Genomic DNA, 18277 nt, shown 5'->3' on the forward strand with positions numbered 1-18277 from the left:
ATGCAGCGCACCGGCACGTCGATGAACCTGGATGGTATCTGGGGCGGCAACATGTTTGCCGGCGGCTCCGGCGCGATCCTGCCCAACCAGATCATCTCGAAGCACAATTTCCGTTATGTCCCCAACATGACGGGGCCGGATATCGTGGCGAAGCTGCGCAAATATCTGGATCAGCTTGGCTACAAGGATGTCGAGATCAATCTGGTCGGTGACGTGCCGTGGGCGATCCGCAACCAGAATAATGATCTCGCCCGCTCCAATGCCTATACGCAGGAGATCTTCACCAAGCCGCTGACACCCGGAGGCGCCGGGGCTTATTGGCCGGCCTATCTCTTCTCGGGCAAGGAAACGAACATCGATCTTCCGATCAGTTCGGCACGCGGCGGCACCGGCGGAAATGCCCACGCCGCCAACGAATGGTATGTCATCGAGGGCGCCGGAAAGCAGTTCGGCATGGCCACCGCCGAGAAGGTCGTCGCCACCGCCCTTTATAACTACGCCGGGCTCAACGGCCCGATCCCGGTGAAGGAAGAAAAAGCGGCGGGCGCGGACGGAGGTTCCTGATCGTGAAGAAATTCGTTTCCCTCGTTTCGGTCGCTACCCTCGCTCTCTCCCTTGCCGCCTGCGGCAAGGGAGACGGTGGCGCCAACACCAGTGCCAGCGCCGAAAGCGCCGGCCCGAAGCTCGGCATCCGCCCCTATGGCGATGAGACCGTCAAGCCGGACATGTCGAAGATCAAGAACGGCGATCTTCCGAAGGTGTTCGATTATATCGACAAGCATATCGACGAACATGTCGTGAATCTGCAGAAGTGGATTCAGCAGCCGTCCATCTCGAATACCGGCGAAGGTATTCAGGAATCCGCCGAAATGGTGAAGGGCTTCTTCGATCAGCTCGGCTGCCAGAAGACCCAGGTGTTCGAGCCCGGCAAGACGAAGTGGGGCAGCCAGGCCAATCCGGTCGTCTATGCCAAGTGCGACGAGGGCGCGAAGAAGACGCTCATCGTCTACTGGCAGTATGATACGATGCCGGTCACCCAGCCGGATCTGTGGAAAGCCCCGCCCTTCGAGGGACGGCTTGTGGAGCAGGCTCCCTTCAAGAAGGTCCTGATCGGTCGCGGCGCGACCAACTCCAAGGGCCCGGAGATGACCTTCCTCAACGCGGTCATGTCCATCAAGGCCGTCAGCGGCAAGCTGCCCGTCAATCTGATCTTCGTGGCCGAGGGCGACGAGGAGCGCATGGACATCGGCCTCAACAAGTTCATGACCGAGCATATGGACCTGTTCAAGGGCGCCGATGGCGTCTGGGGTCCGGGCGGCTCGGAGGGCTGCGTGTTCGTCGAGCTCACGACCAGCGGCCACAAATGGGGTCGCGGCCCGGATTATTCGGACATTCACGGCGCCTTCAAGCTGGCCGTGGACAGCCCGGCGTGGCGGCATATCGAAATGCTGTCCAAGCTCACGACCGATGGCGGCAACAAGATCGCCATCCCCGGCTTCTACGACGATCTCCTGCCGCCCACGAAGGAGCAGGAAGCGGCCCTCCGCAAGGCGGCCGAGAATTATGATCTGAAGCGCGCCGCGCAGAATCTCGGTATCACCCGCTTCATTTCGGATGATCCCTATACCGTGCTCAAGATGCTGCGCACCGGCACGTCGATGAACCTCGACGGCATCTGGGGCGGCAACATGTTCGCCGGCGGTTCGGGCGCGATCCTACCCAACAAGATCACGTCGAAGCACAATTTCCGCTACCAGCCGAACATGACGGGGCCGGATATCGTGGCGAAGCTGCGCAAATATCTGGATCAGCTCGGCTACAAGGATGTCGAGATCAACGTCGTCGGCGATGTGCCGTGGGCGATCCGCGATCAGAATAACGATCTCGCCAAGTCGAACGCCTATACGCGCTCGATCTTCGGCGGCGGCGGCGGAATGCCGTTTGCCGGCGGCGGCGGCGGTTACTGGCCGGCCTATGTCTTCTCCGGCAAGGAGACGAACATCGATCTGCCGATCAGCGCGGCCTATGGCGGCGCCGGCGGCAATGCCCATGCGGCCAATGAATGGTATGCCATCGAAGGTGCCGGCAAGCAGCTCGGCATGGCCAGCGGCGAGAAGGTCGTGGCCACCGCGCTCTACAATTATGCCGGCCTGAACGGCCCGATCGCGCCGCCGGCCCCGCCCAAGCCCGCAAACTCCGCCAATGGAGCCTCCGGATCGTGAAGAAATTCGTCTCCCTCGTTTCGATGATGACCCTGTCGCTGGCGCTTGCCGCCTGCGGCCAGAGCGGTGGTGGCGGCAACGCCACCGCCGCCAAGGATTCCACCACTCCCAAGCTGGGCATCCGGCCGACGGGCGACGAAACCGTATCGATCGACAAATCCAAGATCCACAATGCGGATCTGACGAAGATCTACGATTATATCGATGGCCATATCGACGAGCATGTCGTGAATCTGCAGAAGTGGATTCAGCAGCCGTCCATCTCGAATACCGGCGAAGGTATTCAGGAATCCGCCGAAATGGTGAAAGGCTTCTTCGATCAGCTCGGTTGCCAGAAGACCCAGGTCTATGATGTCGGCAAGACGAAGTGGGGCCAGCAGGGCAATCCGGTCGTCTATGCCAAGTGCGACGAGGGCGCGAAGAAGACGCTCGTCGTCTACTGGATGTACGATACGATGCCGGTCACCCAGCCGGATCTGTGGAAGGCCCCGCCTTTCGAAGGCCGGCTCGTCGAGCAGGCGCCCTACAAGAAGGTTCTGATCGGCCGTGGCGCCACCAATTCCAAAGGCCCCGAAATGGCCATGTGGAATGCGCTGATGTCGATCAAGGCGGTGACGGGCAAGCTGCCGGTGAACCTCATCTTCATCGCCGAGGGCGACGAAGAGCGCATGTCGATGGGCTATAACAAGTTCGTCACCGATCATCCGGAGCTCATCAAGGGCGCGGATGCGATGTACACGTTCGGCTTCCAGCAGGGCGGCTCCGCCTATATCCTCTCCGGCTCGGAAGGCTGCGTGTTCGTCGAGCTGAAGACGAGCGGCAAGAGTTGGGGTCGCGGCCCGGTCTATTCGGACATTCACGGCGGCAACAAGCGTTCGGTGGATTCGCCGGCCTGGCGCCACATCCAGATGCTGTCGAAGCTCGTCTCCGAGGATGGCAACAAGGTGCTGATCCCCGGTTTCTACGACAATATGGAGCCGATCCAGCCAGAGAAGGACGAGGAACTCCATCGCCAGGCCAAGGGCGTGGACATGAAGAAGGCCGCCGAGGGGCTCGGCGTCGCCCGCTTCATCTCGGATGATCCCTATACGATGCTGAAGATGGCCCGTTACGGCACGTCGATGAACCTGGATGGTATCTGGGGCGGCAACATGTTCGCCGGCGGATCGGGCGCGATCCTGCCCAACCAGATCATCTCGAAGCACAACTTCCGCTACATCCCGAACATGACGGGGCCGGACATCGTCAACAAGCTGCGCAAATATCTGGATCAGCTTGGCTACAAGGATGTCGAGATCAACGTCGTCGGCGATGTGCCGTGGGCCAAGCGCAATACGGACAATGAGATCGGCCACGCCGTCTATGCGGCGTTCGATCAGTTCGGCATTTCCCATGCCCCGACCACGTCGATCAACAGCATCATGGGCGGCTACTGGCCGGCCTATCTGTTCGCCGGCAACGGCCAGCCGTTCGACATACCCATCGTCGGCGGCATGCTGGGCGCGGGCGGCAATGCCCACGCCGCGAACGAATATTATGTGATCGAAGGCGCCGGCAAGGTTTACGGCATGGCCGGAGCCGAGAAGTCGGTCGTCGCCATCCTCTATAATTATGCCGGCCTCAACGGCCCCATTCCCACATCCTCGTCCCCGGCCAAGTAAGACCGGAAAGCTCTCTCCCCTCCTCCCCAAACCAAGCAGGTAAGCTCATGTCGATCATCTCACTGCAAGGGCTCAAGAAGACCTACAAGCTTGGCGACAATATCGTCCAGGCGCTTGCCGGCGTCAGCCTCGATATCGGTGAAGGCGAGTTCGTCGCGATCACCGGTCCGTCGGGTTCGGGCAAGTCGACGATGATGCACATCCTCGGCTGCCTCGATCGGCCGACCGAGGGCAAATATCTGCTCAACGGCAAGGATGTCTCGTCCCTGCCGCGAGACGAGCTGGCAGACATCCGCAACAAGCAGATCGGCTTCGTCTTCCAGGGCTTCAATCTGCTGCCGCGCACCACGGCGGTGGAAAATGTCGAGGTTCCCCTCCTCTACACGCGCCCCGTAATGCCCGCCTCGGAGCGGCGCGAGCGCGCGATGAAGGCGCTCGCCGCGATGGGCCTGGAAAATCGCTACGATCACCACCCGAACCAGCTTTCGGGCGGCCAGCAGCAGCGTGTCGCCATCGCGCGCGCGTTGGTCAACGAGCCGACGCTGATCCTGGCCGACGAGCCGACCGGCAACCTCGACACCAAGACCTCCATCGAAGTGATGCGCATCCTTCAGGAACTGCGCGAGGAAAAGGGCATCACGATCGTGCTCATCACGCACGAGCCGGACATCGCGGCCTATGGCACGCGCATCATCGCGGTCCGCGATGGCAAGATCCTGTCGGATGAGCCGAACACGCCGCGCTCCACGCTGGAAATGGCGCCCGAGCAGATCATGGTGACCGCGAACTGATCGGAATACGGATCCCATGTTTCCTGGTCGTCATTTCATCCACCTCGCCTTCAGCGCGCTGATCCGCAACCGGATGCAGACGGCGCTCGCCATGATCGGCGTGATGGTGGGCGTCGCGGCACTCGTGACCAGCCTTGCGCTCGGCCGCGGCGCGCAGGATTCGGTCGAGGATCAGCTGCGCGCGGCGGGCGCCAACCTGATCGTCGTCACCGCCGGCAATTATGCGAAGGCGAAGGAGGACCGGACCGACCCGGACGGCAATATCGGCCATACCGGTGCGCTCGATCCCCGCGATCTGGCCCCCATGCCGCCGCTCGGTGCCCGGCTGGAGCAGGTCGCGCTGAATGCACAGCCTTTCCGCATCTTCACGGATCGGATGGCGCCGCAGGGTGCGCGGATCCTGTATCCGATGCCCTATGGCTACGTCACCGACGAAGGCGCGCTGGCGGAACCCGCGCGCAGCCCGGCCGAAACCCTGCTGGTGCCGAGCCACTATGAGGACGATCCTCTCGCCATTCACGATCACCCCACGGCCAAGGATCGCCTGGGCGACATGAGCGCCGGCCTCGGCGCGGCGGCGACGCTCACCGTGGACGATGCCAAGGCGATCGCCGCGATGCCGGGCGTCCAGCATGTCGTGGCGGGCGTCCATGAAAATGCCCGCATCTTCGTGGAGGGCGACAAGACCAGGCAGTGGTTCACCCGCTATCACGGCACCGAGTGGGCGCTTCCCGAAATCCGGAGCGGCTGGTCGATGATCCACGGCCGCTTCCTGTCCGAGAAGGATGGCGAGGAGAAGGCCCAGGTGATGGTGCTGGGCAAGGTCGTCTCGGACAAATTGTTCGGCGAAGGCGTGAACCCCGTCGGCAAGACGACGACGATGTGGAACCAGCCTTTCAAGGTGATCGGTGTGGTTTCCAGCCGCAGCTGGGCCAACCAGCCGGCGCCGGGCGACGATCAGTTCGACGCCGTCTATGTGCCCGTGCAGACGATCGACGGTCTCCTCAACCTTTCGAAGCTCAACACGATCGCGCTGACGGCCAAGTCGGTGGGCGATGTCAGCAAGCTTTCCAACGATGTGAAGCTTCTGCTGCGCAAGCGCCACAAGATCAGCGAGGAGACGCCGGACGACTTCACGGTCACCACGATGGCCCAGCAGGCGATCGGCAAGGGCATTCCCCCGCAACTCGCCCGCGTGATTTCGGGCAATCTCCAGGATATTGATCGCCTGACGATCGAGCAGATGTCCGCCTCGCTGAAGCGTACCAACGTCATCATGCTGGCGATGCTGGCGGGCGTCGCGGCGGTATCCCTGCTCGTCGGCGGGATCGGGGTGATGAACCTGCTGCTGCTCTCGGTCACGCAACGGACGCGGGAGGTAGGGCTGCGCATCGCGCTCGGCGCCCGCCGCAGCGATATCGCCACCCAGTTCGTGCTGGAGGCGCTGCTGCTCTGCCTGATCGGCGGCGTGCTGGGCATCCTGGTCGGCGTTCTCGCCTCCGGTGGGCTCCAGCGCTTCTTCGAATGGTCCGCTGTGATCTCTCCCCTGTCCGCTTTCCTTTCGCTGATCGTCGCGGCCCTGCTGGGCATCGCGTTCAGCGTCTATCCCGCGCGGCGCGCCGCGCTGCTCGATCCCATCGAGGCCCTCCGCCATGAATAAGACGCTGATCTCCCTTGCCGCCCTTTTGCTGGGCGCGGCCCCTGCCTTGGCTCACAATGGCGTGATCCATGAGGCGCCCCATGGCGGCATCCTGAAGGCCACCAAGACCGCGCATTTCGAAATCCTGCTGGCGCCCAAGGGCGGCGTGCGCATCTATTTCATGGATGCGTCCGGCCGTGCCCTGCCGGCGACGGCGGCCAGCGAGCTTTCGGTCGAGATCGATCGACCGGGGCAGAAGACCGAATATGTAACGATGAAGCCGGATACGACCTCGACGCTCTGGACCGGACCCAGCAAGCCGGTAACCGATCCCAAGAGCGTCGTGCGCGTCGGCACGGTCGTGCGCGGTGAATCCGAACTGATCGAGATCCCGCGTTCGCAATTCCCGGTTTACGACAAGCCGGCGGCCAAGGGTAAGACCCATGCTCACTAATCTCCGGATGGCGCTGAAGGCGCTCACCCAGAACAAGCTTCAGGCGATCCTCACCCTGCTCGGCATGAGCGTGGGCGTGGCGATGGTCGTCATCGTCTCGGGTCTCGGCCGTGGCGCGCAGTTGCGCATCGAGAGCCAGATCGAAAGCGCCGGCCCCACCCGCATCACGATCAAGCCCGGCAATTTCACGCCGTCCGCGATCGACAGCCGGGGCCAGCAGGACAGCGGCGGCGGCGAGCCTTCCGAAGGCATCGCCACCACCAGCGCCTCGGGCTCGGACGGTTCCGCGATGGGAGACATGTCGGAAAATGAGGCGGTCGTGGATGCGCGCCGCCGTATCACGGCGCCGAAGAAGACCGAGTTCAAAACGCCGCCCACCCCGATCGATGCGACCCAGGTGGCAACGCTCGGCAAGATCGGAGGCGTGAAGTCGATCGCCGGCCAGATGCAGGGCAATGCCACCGTGGATGCGGGTGCAAGCCTGCCCGCCGGTATCATGCGCGTCACCGGCTTCGATCCCGCCTGGCCCGATATGACCGGCTGGCGCCTCATCGAAGGCAAGCTGCCGGGCGCCGGCGAGCATGAAAGCGGCGCGCCCGTGATGCTCGTCACGCCGGATGTCGCCAAGCGTCTCTGGCCCGATGCGAAATCGGCCGTGGGCCAGATCGTGCCGCTGGGAGGCAAGCAGGTTCGCGTCGTCGGCGTCATCAAGGCGAGTGAGGACAAGGGCGGCTCGATCGTCGTCCCCGCCGCTTATGTGCCGAACAAGCTGGCGGGCGATCTGCTCGGCCGCACCAGCTACGATACGATCACCATCCGCACCCAGTCGATCGGCGTCACGTCGAAGGTGGCCAAGCAGGTCGAGGAAGAACTTCGCAAGCTGCATGGCCTCGGCGAGGGGTGGGCGAACGATTTCCGTGTCGAGACGCAGAGCAACAGCGCGCTGCCCGGCATGGGCTCCGATCCGCGCCTCGCCCGCGCCGTCCACTCCAACTCGGCGGGTTTCGAGCAGACCTCCTGGGAGGAAATGGCCAAGAGCCTGCGTCAGGCCGGCCGCACCTTCTCCTACCTTCTGGGTGGGGCTGCCGCGGTGTCGCTCCTCGTCGGCGGCATCGGCGTGATGAATATCATGCTGGTGTCGGTCGCCGCGCGCACCCGCGAGATCGGCCTGCGCATGGCACTCGGCGCCCGCACCCAGGACGTGATGGTCCAGTTCCTCGTCGAGGCGGTAACGCTGGCGGCGCTGGGCGGGATCATCGGTCTCGCGCTGGGCGGCATCGGCCTCTACGTCACCGAGCACGGCTTCCACACGGCCACGGCGATCTCGCCGGTCATGCTGGTCGTCGCCGTTGCCATGGCCGCCATCACCGGCATCGCCTTCGGCTTCGGCCCGGCGCGCCGGGCCTCGATGCTCGATCCCGTCATCGCGCTGAAATCCGAATGATGATGCGCCCTTCCTCTTCCACGCTTGCCTGCCCCGATCGGAGGTTCCCATGTTCGCGCTGATGCCCGTCAATATCCGGCTCGCGCTCCGCTCGCTCAGCCGCAATCGGCTGCGGACGCTGCTCACCATGCTCGGCATGATTATCGGCGTCGCCGCGGTGCTCACCATGGTCGCGCTCGGCACGGGCGCCCGTGCCTCGGTCGAGGGTGAGGTCAGTTCGGCCGGCACCAAGCTCGTCTTCGTCCACTCCGGCAATTATGTGCGCGGCGGCCAGAGCGTCGGCATCGCGGAAGGCGGCGGCGCGGCCGATACGCTCACGCTGGCCGATCTGAACGCGATCAAGAATGAGGTGGAGGGCATCAAGTTCATCAGCCCAGGCATCTCGACGCGTACCAGCGTCACCGTCGGCGCCACCAAGGCCTTCGCCAAGGTGGAGGGTGTCGGCACCGAATTCGCCAGCGCCTATTCCTGGGATCTGAAGCCCGGCAAGATGTTCGAGGAGAACAGCAACCAGGCCGTGATTGGCCGCGCGCTGGCCGATCAGCTGTTCGGCAAGGGATCGAACCCCACCGGCAAGACCATGCAGATCCGCGATCAGGTGTTCGAGATTGTCGGCGTCACCTCCGGCGATTCCGAGGATCACAAGGAAGTGGTGTTCGTCCCCTACCAGAAGCTGCAAGCGGCGCTGGGGATGCAGAATATCAAGGAAATCGTGATCGCCGCCGAGAAGGCCGGTGAAGCCTCGCGCATCGGCGAGGATATCAAGAAGGTGCTCCGCAAGCGCCACGGCCAGGGCAATGGCAAGGCGGCCTCCTATCTCAGCGCACAGGCCGGTGCCGCCGGTTCGGTGGACGACTTCACGGTCGAGACGCAGGCCGCCCAGGCGCTGACCAAGGGCCTCTATACGCCCGCCGCCGCCTTCGCGCTCGCCAACCTCCCCAAGCTGGACGAGGTGAATCTCGAGGAGATGGCCGACACGCTCGATCATGCCAGCGATACGATGACGGCGCTGCTCGCCTCGATCGCGGGTGTTTCGCTGATCGTCGGCGGCATCGGCATCATGAACATCATGCTCGTGTCGGTAACGGAGCGGACCCGCGAGATCGGCCTGCGCATCGCCAGCGGCGCCCGCACCGGCGACGTCGCGATGCAGTTCCTGATCGAGGCGATCACGCTTTCGGTGATCGGCGGGCTGATCGGGCTGGTGCTGGGTCTCGTCTCGTCCTGGACGATCGGATGGTCGCTCGGCTGGCCCGCGAGCGTGTCGTTCGGGGCGATGGCCCTGGCCATGGGCATCGCCGCCATCGTCGGGCTGGTGTTTGGCAGCTATCCCGCGCGCCGTGCCTCGCTGCTTGATCCCATCGACGCGCTCCGCACCGAATAAGCGGGAGGGGAGCGCGTCGTGGCCAGCAGCTTCGCGCTCCCGTCGCGCCGGATGAATCGTCGGCGCATCGCGCTGGTGTCGGCCGGCATCCTGTTGTTGCTGGCCCTGCTCGCGGCCGTTCGGCTGGGCCTGCCCTCGCCTCTCGCTCCCCCGGATCCGCTGGAGCGGCAGGCGAGCCGCTTCGCCGAACTGGCACTCGCCTTCGGCCAGACGGACAAGAAGGAGGTCGACGCATTCTTCGGGCCGGACACGCTCCGCCCCAATGCCGATCGGCCCACGCCATCGCTCGACGATCTGCAACGCGATCTCGCCGCGCTCGCCGCCGATATCGCAAAGGATCCGGGGCCGGCCTCGCCCCACCGCACCAGATTACTGAGCCGGGTCACCCATTTGCAGGCGCTGATCGAAACGATCCAAAAGCCGCGCGCCGTCTCGTTCGATGATGAGGCCCGCCGCGTCTATGGCATCGATCCGGTGCCTGTGGACATGGCCGCCATCGCCGCCGCGCGCACGGAACTGGAACGCCTGCTCCCCGGACCCGGCCGGCTCGCCGATCGCGTGGACGCGTTCCGCGCGCGTTACGTGATACCGGAGGGCAAGCGCGAGGCGCTGTTCGATCGGGCGCTTGCCGAATGCCGCCGGCGGACGCGCGCGCACTGGGATCTGCCCGCCACAGAGCGGCTGGATGTCGAGTGGACGGCGGGCGTCGATGCGGCATGGCATCGTTACAGCGGCGGTTATCGCAGCCAGCTTCAGATCAATCCCAATGCAGTGGCCTTCCTGGGCTCCGCGATCGATGTCGCCTGCCACGAAGGCTATCCCGGCCATCACGCGCAGTTCGTCATGCAGGATGTCGCGGCCGGTCGTGGCGGCCTGCCCGTGGACGAGCGGGTGATCCTGCTCCGCTCGCCCGATTCCATGTTTCGCGAAGGCGCCGCCAATTATGGCGTCGATCTTGCCTTTCCGCCCGCCGACCGCCTGGCCTTCGAGCGCGACGTCCTGTTCCCGCTCGCCGGCTTCCCGCCGGCCGAGGCTGCGAAGTTCGAAAAGGTCCGCGCGCTGATCGATCGCATCTCGCCTGCCACCGCGCCGATTCTGCGCGATTATCGCGACGGCCGGCTTTCCGCAGAAGCCGCATCGGCTGCGCTGCAGCGCGACGCGCTCGTCACCAGCCCGGAAGCATTGCTCGGCTTCGTGGACGAGCTCGGCCCCTATGCGCTGGGTTATACGGTCGCGCGCGATTGGGTGGCCGGTCGCGTCGCGCGCGCGGCCGCCACGCCCGAAGGCCGCGGAGATCGCTGGGCGATCCTGCGCGCCTACGTCGCCGCCCCCGGCATGCCCCCCACCCGTTCCGCCGAAAGCAAGGACCAGCCATGATCTACCCGTCCCGCCTCTTCCCGCACCGGCTCGCGATGATCGCGACGCTCGCGCTCGCGGCCTGCTCGTCGGGAGCGGAAGCACCTCAGGTGAAGGACCCCGTCGAGGTCGCTTTCCTGAAGGACAATGACAAGGCGATGGCCGCGATGATGTCCGGCATGGAGGTGAAGCCCACCGGCGATGTCGATCGCGATTTCGCCCTGATGATGATCCCGCACCATCAGGGCGCGATCGATATGGCCGAGGCCCTCCTGAAATATGGCAAGAACGAGGAGCTGCGCGAGCTTGCCCGCAACATCGTCACCAAACAGGCCGAGGAGATCGCGCTAATGCGCCGCGTCGTCGGCGATGTGCCGGCCACGCCGGCAAAGTCCGGGGAAATGGACATGTCGCACGGCCACTCGATGTAGGGCAGGCGGCTATTCGTCGCGATCCTTCAGCATCCGGATGAACGTCCGGGTGATCGGAGTCGGCTCCGGCCCGCGAATCAGCCAGAGCCGGCTGATGACCCCGTCCATCACCAGTGGCCGGTAAGCGACGCCCTTGGCCCGCAAGGCGCTGACCGAGCGGCTGACGATTGTGATACCCAGCCCGGCGGCGACGAGCCCCAGCATCGAGCCGAGCCCGTTCACTTCCTGCACGGTGCGCAATTCGCGCCCCTCCCGCGCGAAGATCAGTTCGATCTGTTCGTTGAAGCCGGCTCCGCCCTCGCTCGAAAACATGACGAACGGCTGATCGGCGATGTCACCCAGCGTCAGCGGCCACTCCTCGCGCGCGAGCGGATGATCGTCGTGCAGGGCGATCAGCATCGGCTCCTCCTGCACCAGGCTCGATACGAGCGCGCCGGGCAGGATCGGCCGGTCGGCGCCCCGAACGAAACCCAGATCCAGCTGCCCCTCGCGCAAGGCCATGATCTGCAAATCCCGCCCCATCTCCTTCAGCGTGAGATGGATGGCCGGATGTTCGGCACGAAACCCGGCGAAGGTGCTGGAAACCTGCGCCACGAACGGCACGGAGCTGACATAGCCGATGGCGAGTTCGCCTTCCTCGCCCTGCTGGATCCGCCGCGCGACATCCACGGCATGGCGGGCCTGATCCAGCGTTCGTCGCGCTTCCACCATGAAGATCGCGCCCGCGTCGGTCAGCCGCACGCGCCGGCTCGTCCGATCGAACAATTCGATTCCCAGTTCGTCTTCCAGAGCGCGGATCTGCTGGCTCAGCGGCGGTTGGGAAATGCCGAGCTTGGCGGCCGCGCGGCCGAAATGAAGCTCTTCGGCAACGCGGAGGAAATACCGGAGATGGCGCAATTCCATCGGATCAGGTCGCAAAAGCTATCGATTGAGCCATATCATATATTTGAGCACAGGTGGCGCATGGTGCAATGCAAAAATATATACCAATAAGTATGGATAGCGATGTGGCCGCCTTCCGCTCCGTCCGGAGCAGCCCGACCGGGCCGGCGGTCGCTTATGGAGCTGACGAGCGTAGATGATCGGTATCGTTAAGGTCGCGCTGTCGCGGCCCCTCACCTTCATCGTCATGGCGGTTGTGATCCTGATCGCGGGCGTCGGCGCCGCGCTCCGCACGCCTGTCGATATCTTCCCCGAAATCCGCGTGCCGGTGATCGCCGTCGCCTGGCAATATGCCGGCCTGCCGCCGGAGGAAATGTCCGGCCGCATCATCACGCCCTACGAACGCGTGCTGACGACCACGGTCAACGATATCGAACATATCGAAAGCCAGTCGCTCCAGGGCATCGGCATCGTGAAGATATTCCTTCAGCCGGGTGCCGACGTGCGCACCGCCACGGCACAGGTGACGGCCGTGTCGCAGAGCGTGCTGCGCCAGCTTCCGCCCGGCGTTACCCCGCCGCTCGTGCTCAATTACAGCGCGTCCACCGTGCCCATCATCCAGCTGGCGCTGTCCGGTCAGGGGCTGAGCGAACAGCAATTGTTCGATCTCGCGCAGAATCAGATCCGTACCCAGCTCGTCACGGTTCCGGGCGCGGCGATCCCCTATCCGTCCGGCGGTCGGACCCGCCAGGTCCAGATCGATATCAATCCGGCGGCATTGCAGGCGCGCGGGCTTTCCGCCCAGGATGTCGGCGCCGCCATCGCCGCGCAGAACCAGATCAATCCGGCCGGTTTCGCGAAGATCGGCACCTATCAATATAGCGTGAAGCTCAATAACGCGCCGAACTCGATCCCCGCGCTGAACGATCTGCCGGTAAAGGTGGTGAACGGCGCCACCATCTACATGCGCGACGTCGCCTATGTGCGCGATGGCGCCGCGCCGCAGACCAATGTCGTCCATGTCGATGGTCGGCGGTCGGTCATCATCACCGTGCTCAAGAACGGCGCCACTTCCACGCTCGCGATCATCGAAGGCGTCAAGGAGGCCATTCCGAGGATCGCAGCGGGCCTGCCCTCGACGCTCGCGATCAAGCCGGTCGGCGATCAGTCCCTGTTCGTGAAGGCGGCGGTTTCGGGCGTGGTGAAGGAAGGCGCGATCGCGGCCGCGCTCACCAGCCTGATGATCCTGCTCTTTCTCGGCTCGTGGCGCTCCACCGTCATCATCGCGCTGTCGATCCCGCTCGCCGTGCTTGCCGCCGTGTTCGCGCTTTCCGCCGTCGGCGAAACGCTCAATGTCATGACGCTCGGCGGGCTGGCGCTCGCGGTGGGCATTCTCGTCGATGATGCGACCGTCACGATCGAGAATATCAACTGGCATCTGGAACAGGGCAAGGATGTGAAGACCGCGATCCTCGATGGCGCGGCTCAGATCGTCACACCCGCCTTCGTCTCGCTGCTGTGCATCTGTATCGTGTTCGTGCCGATGTTCGCGCTGCCGGGCGTCGCGGGCTTCCTGTTCGTGCCGATGGCGCTGTCCGTGGTGTTCGCGATGATCGCCTCGTTCATCCTGTCGCGCACGCTGGTGCCGACGATGGCGATGTATCTGCTGAAGCCGCACGTGCACCTGGATGTCCATTCGGCGCCGCGCTCATCCAATCCCTTCGTGCGCTTCCAGCGCGGGTTCGAGGTGCGCTTCGAGGCGATCCGGTCGCGCTATGCGCAGATGCTGGCGCTCGCACTCGCGCATCGGAAACCTTTCATGATCGGCTTCATCGCGATCATGCTCGCCTCGATGCTGCTGGTTCCGTTCCTCGGCCGCAATTTCTTCCCCGCCGTCGATGCCGGACAGATGATGATCCATGTCCGTGCCCCCGTGGGCTTCCGCATCGAGCAGAGCGCCGCCGAATTCGATCGGATGGAAGGGCGCATCCGCCAGCTGATCCCGGGCGAGGAAATCGCCGCCATCACAGACAATATCGGTCTGCCGGTGAGCGCCATCAACACGGTCTATAACAATTCGGGCACGATCGGTCCGCAGGATGGCGATATCCTCATCACTCTGGCCAAGGATCACAAGCCCACGGCGGAGTATGTCGCGATGCTGCGCAGGGAGCTTCCCAAAAGCTTCCCCGGCTCAAGCTTTTCCTTCCTGCCGGCGGATATCACCACGCAGATCCTGAATTTCGGCGCCCCCGCGCCGATCGACATTCAGATGAGCGGACGGAGCGCCACGGATAATGCGGCCTTCGCGGCCAAGGTGCTGCGCGCCATCCGCTCCGTGCCCGGCGTCGTCGATTCCCGCATCCAGCAGACGGCGCGCTATCCGCAGCTCAATGTGGATATCGATCGCACCCGCATCGGCCAATATGGCCTGACGGAGCGTGACGTGACGACCAGCCTCGCCAATTCACTGGCCGGCACATCGCAGACGGCGCCCGTCTTCTTCCTCAATCCGGAAAATGGCGTGTCCTATCCGGTCGTGGCGCAGACGCCGGAATATCAGATCGGATCGATCGGCGATCTCGCCAATGTCCCGATCTCCGGGGCGGGCCGCGCCGCGCCGCAGATTCTCGGCGCTCTCGGCGATGTCTATCGGACCAACACCAATCCGGTCGTGAGCCATTACAATATCCAGCCCACGATCGACGTCTATGCCGCCACGCAGGGCCGCGATCTCGGCGCGGTCGCCGGCGATATCCAGAAGGTCCTGAAAAGGCTCGACAAGGAGAAGCCCAAGGGCGTCACCGTCACGCTGCGTGGTCAGTATCAGACGATGAACACGTCCTTCACCGGGCTTGGCATCGGTCTCGTCGGCGCGGTGCTGCTCATCTATCTGCTGATCGTCGTGAACTTCCAGAGCTGGCTCGATCCGTTCATCATCATCACCGCGCTCCCCGGCGCGCTGGCCGGCATCGTCTGGATGCTTTTCCTCACCGGCACTACATTGTCGGTTCCGGCATTGACGGGTGCGATCATGTGCATGGGTGTCGCCACGGCGAATTCGATCCTGGTCGTCTCCTTCGCCCGCGAAAGGCTGGCGGAGCTGGGCGATGCCACGCGCGCCGCGCTGGAGGCGGGCATGGTTCGCTTCCGCCCGGTTCTGATGACGGCGCTGGCCATGATTATCGGCATGCTGCCGATGGCGATGAGCCTTGGCGAGGGTGGCGAGCAGAATGCGCCGCTCGGCCGCGCCGTGATCGGCGGCCTGATCGTCGCGACGATCGCCACCCTCTTCTTCGTCCCCACCATCTTCTCTGCTTTCCACAACCGGCACGCAGCCAAGCGGCAGGCCCCCGGTCAACTCGAGCTCGCCAGTGTCTGAAAATCAGGATCTGCCTTCCCTGCCCGATGAGCGGCAGACTCGTAATCTGAAGCGCTTCGGTATCGGCACCGCGGTTATCGCGGTCGCTCTCGTCGGCGTGGGCATCGCCAGCCGCAGCCGCGCGGATCATATGCTCGCCAACGAGGCGAGCAGCGCCTCGACGCTCACCGTCTCGGTCGTGCATCCGACGCGGCCGGAGCATGGCGGGGATCTCGCGCTGCCCGGCACCATTCAGGCGTTCAACAGCGCGGCCATCTATGCGCGCACCAGCGGCTATATCAGCCGCTGGCTGGCGGATATCGGCGATCATGTCTCCGCCGGTCAGGCGCTTGCCATCCTCGACGCGCCCGATCTGGATCAGCAGCTCGCCCAGGCGCGCGCCGATTATCAGACCACGCTCGCCCAGGAAGCGCTCGCCCGCACCACCTCGATCCGCTGGGCCGGGCTGCGCAAGTCCGATGCCGTCTCCCAGCAGGAAGCCGATGAGAAAGCCGGCGATTACAAGGCCAAGATCGCGGTCGCCAATGCAAGCCTCGCCAATGTGAAGCGGCTGGAGGCAGAGAAGAGCTTCACGATCCTGCGTGCGCCCTTCGCGGGCGTGGTGACGAGCCGGTCGGCACAGATCGGCGCGCTCGTGATTTCGGGCAACGCCGCCGCCTCGCCGCTCTTCACCGTTTCCGATAACCGGCGCATGCGCATCTATGTGCGCATCCCGCAAAATTATTCGGGTCAGGTGCAAAAGGGCATGGTCGTGCAGATGACGCTGCCCGAATATCCGGGCCGCACCTTCCAGGGCACGCTTACCCGCTCGGCCGGCGCGGTCGACAATGCCTCTGGCGCCGTCCTCGTGCAGGTGGAAGCGCCCAATGCCGGTGGTGAACTGAAGCCCGGCGCCTTCGCGCAGGTGAGCTTCCCGCTCAGCGCGCAGACGAGCGCGCTGCGCATCCCGGCAAGCGCGCTGATGTTCGGGGCGGATGGCACCACCGTCGCCGTGGTCGATGCGTCTGGCAGGATCTCGATCAGGAAGATCGTGATCTCCCGCGATCTCGGCAAACAGATCGAGGTGGCGCAGGGCCTCAGCCCCTCGGACCGGATCGTCGATACGCCGCCGGATGCAATTCAGGCAGGCGATCAGGTCAAGATCGCGAGCGATGCCGATGCGGATGGTGGCCGTGCCCGCAGCTAAGCCCCTCGCCGCCGCCACGCTGGCGGCACTGCTTCTCGCCGGCTGCTCGATGGCGCCCGCCTATCGGCCGCAGGCGACGGCCACGCCTGCCGCCTTCAAGGAATCCCAGCCCCTGCCCCCGGCCGGCTGGGCGAGCGCCACGCCACAGGATGCGGCCGCGCGCGGCCCGTGGTGGTCGGCCTTCAACGATCCGGTGCTGGATGATCTGGAAGCGCGCGCCGAACGCGCCAGCCCCACGCTCTCGGCCGCGCTGGCCCGGTATGATGCCGCCCGCGCCGCCGTGCGCGATGCGAGCGCGGAGCTGCTCCCGCAGGTGAGCGGCAGCGCCCAGATACGTCGCGAGCGCCTCTCGGGCCTGCGCCCCAATGCAGTGAACGGCGCGAGCGAATATACGCAGCGCGTGGTGGGCGCCACCGCCAGCTACGAACTGGATCTGTGGGGCCGCATCCGCAACGAAGTCTCTGCCACCCGCGCCGAGGCGCAGGCGAGCCAGGCCGATCTGGCCAGCGTTCGCCTCAGCCTGCAGGCCGATCTGGCCGATGCCTATGTCCGCCTCAGGGGCCTGGATGCCGAGCGCGAACTGCTCGAACGCACGGTCGTGGCCTTCACGCGGGCGCGCGATCTCACCGTGACCCGCCACGACGGCGGCATCGCCAACGGGCTGGACGTCAACCGGGCGAAGACGGTCCTGTCTTCGGCGCGCGCACAATTGTCTGATGTCGCCAATCAGCGCGCCGCGCTGGAGCATCAGATCGCGGCACTGATCGGGGAGCTGCCCTCGGGCTTCTCGCTGCCCGTAGCGGTAAAAGCGTTCGCGCCGCCCACCATGCCGACGGCTGCCCCCTCCGAACTGCTCCAGCGGCGTCCCGACGTGGCGGAGGCCGAACGGCGCGCCTTCGCCGCCAATCGGCGGATCGGCGTCGCCCGCGCGGCCTGGTTCCCGTCTCTCTCGCTGAATGCACAGGGCGGCTATAATTCGATTCGCGGCGACGTGCTCCAGTCGCCCGCCAGTTTCTGGACGCTCGGCCCCGCGACATTGCTTCAGACCATCTTCGATGGCGGCCGCCGTGCGGCGCAGGTGAAGATCAGCCGGGCGGACTATGAGGCCGCCGCCAGCGATTATCGCGCCTCCATCCTCACCGCCTTCCGCGAGGCGGAGGATGGCCTGGCCGCCACCCGGCTGCTCGCGCAGGCGTCGGTCGATCAGCGCGACGCTGCCGAGGCGGCAAGCCGCACCGAGCAATTGGCGCTCACCCGCTATCGCGATGGCGCATCGGATTATCTCGATGTCGTCACCGCGCAGACGGCTGCGCTGGAGGCCGAACGCGCCGTCCTTCAGGTGCAGACGCGTCGCATGCAGGCCACGATCGCGCTGGTCCGTGCGTTCGGCGGCGATTATCGCAACGATATCGCCGTGGCTCAGGCCGCACAGAATTGATCGCAGC

At 64.9% G+C, this 18277-nt stretch carries 14 protein-coding genes; 13 read left to right on the top strand and 1 reads right to left on the bottom strand.

Going from position 1 to position 18277, the window contains the following annotated elements:
* The 10 genes from DI605_RS15655 to DI605_RS15700 are packed head-to-tail and all read left to right on the top strand — an operon-like array spanning position 1 to position 11382.
* A complete protein-coding gene (locus tag DI605_RS15655; RefSeq protein WP_293975758.1) occupies positions 1-564 on the top strand; it encodes a peptidase dimerization domain-containing protein in 564 nt (187 codons plus the stop codon).
* Between the two features lie 2 nt (positions 565-566).
* Positions 567-2222: a M20/M25/M40 family metallo-hydrolase gene (locus tag DI605_RS15660; protein WP_293975760.1), complete on the top strand. Its 1656-nt coding sequence runs from the start codon at positions 567-569 to the stop codon at positions 2220-2222.
* Positions 2219-3883 (top strand): M20/M25/M40 family metallo-hydrolase, encoded by a 1665-nt coding sequence (locus DI605_RS15665; RefSeq protein ID WP_293975762.1) that lies wholly within the window; start codon positions 2219-2221, stop codon positions 3881-3883. Before DI605_RS15660 ends, DI605_RS15665 begins: the two co-directional genes overlap by 4 nt.
* A 47-nt stretch (positions 3884-3930) precedes the next feature.
* A complete protein-coding gene (locus DI605_RS15670; protein ID WP_293975765.1) occupies positions 3931-4674 on the top strand; it encodes an ABC transporter ATP-binding protein in 744 nt (247 codons plus the stop codon).
* Between the two features lie 16 nt (positions 4675-4690).
* Positions 4691-6334: an ABC transporter permease gene (locus tag DI605_RS15675; RefSeq protein WP_293975767.1), complete on the top strand. Its 1644-nt coding sequence runs from the start codon at positions 4691-4693 to the stop codon at positions 6332-6334.
* Positions 6327-6767 (top strand): hypothetical protein, encoded by a 441-nt coding sequence (locus tag DI605_RS15680; RefSeq protein ID WP_293975769.1) that lies wholly within the window; start codon positions 6327-6329, stop codon positions 6765-6767. The genes DI605_RS15675 and DI605_RS15680 overlap by 8 nt, the downstream gene beginning before the upstream one ends.
* Entirely contained in the window at positions 6757-8211 is a 1455-nt protein-coding gene (locus DI605_RS15685; RefSeq protein WP_293975770.1) for an ABC transporter permease, read from the top strand. The genes DI605_RS15680 and DI605_RS15685 overlap by 11 nt, the downstream gene beginning before the upstream one ends.
* 49 nt (positions 8212-8260) lie before the next feature.
* Positions 8261-9595 carry an ABC transporter permease gene (locus DI605_RS15690; RefSeq protein ID WP_293975772.1) on the top strand — a complete coding sequence of 445 codons (1335 nt, stop codon included), beginning with the start codon at positions 8261-8263 and terminating at the stop codon, positions 9593-9595.
* Between the two features lie 18 nt (positions 9596-9613).
* Positions 9614-10972, top strand: a complete 1359-nt coding sequence (locus DI605_RS15695) for a hypothetical protein (RefSeq protein WP_293975774.1) — start codon at positions 9614-9616, stop codon at positions 10970-10972.
* Complete coding sequence (locus DI605_RS15700) at positions 10969-11382, top strand: DUF305 domain-containing protein (RefSeq protein ID WP_293975776.1); 414 nt, start codon at positions 10969-10971, stop codon at positions 11380-11382. The genes DI605_RS15695 and DI605_RS15700 overlap by 4 nt, the downstream gene beginning before the upstream one ends.
* 9 nt (positions 11383-11391) lie before the next feature.
* Here the strand turns inward: DI605_RS15700 and DI605_RS15705 are convergent, their stop codons facing one another.
* The gene (locus tag DI605_RS15705; RefSeq protein ID WP_293975778.1) at positions 11392-12285 is read right to left on the bottom strand and encodes a LysR substrate-binding domain-containing protein; all 894 of its coding nucleotides are present in this window, start codon (positions 12283-12285) and stop codon (positions 11392-11394) included.
* Positions 12286-12460: 175 nt separating this feature from the next.
* Between DI605_RS15705 and DI605_RS15710 the strand changes: the two genes are divergently transcribed.
* The 3 genes from DI605_RS15710 to DI605_RS15720 are packed head-to-tail and all read left to right on the top strand — an operon-like array spanning position 12461 to position 18270.
* Complete coding sequence (locus DI605_RS15710; RefSeq protein ID WP_293975780.1) at positions 12461-15646, top strand: efflux RND transporter permease subunit; 3186 nt, start codon at positions 12461-12463, stop codon at positions 15644-15646.
* Positions 15639-16832, top strand: coding sequence for an efflux RND transporter periplasmic adaptor subunit (locus tag DI605_RS15715; RefSeq protein ID WP_293975782.1), 1194 nt, complete (start codon positions 15639-15641; stop codon positions 16830-16832). The genes DI605_RS15710 and DI605_RS15715 overlap by 8 nt, the downstream gene beginning before the upstream one ends.
* Complete coding sequence (locus tag DI605_RS15720) at positions 16804-18270, top strand: efflux transporter outer membrane subunit (protein WP_293976031.1); 1467 nt, start codon at positions 16804-16806, stop codon at positions 18268-18270. Before DI605_RS15715 ends, DI605_RS15720 begins: the two co-directional genes overlap by 29 nt.
* The last annotated feature ends 7 nt before the right edge of the window (positions 18271-18277 follow it).

Origin of the sequence: Sphingomonas sp., from assembly GCF_003248515.1 — a bacterium.
Taxonomy (GTDB): domain Bacteria; phylum Pseudomonadota; class Alphaproteobacteria; order Sphingomonadales; family Sphingomonadaceae; genus Sphingomonas_I.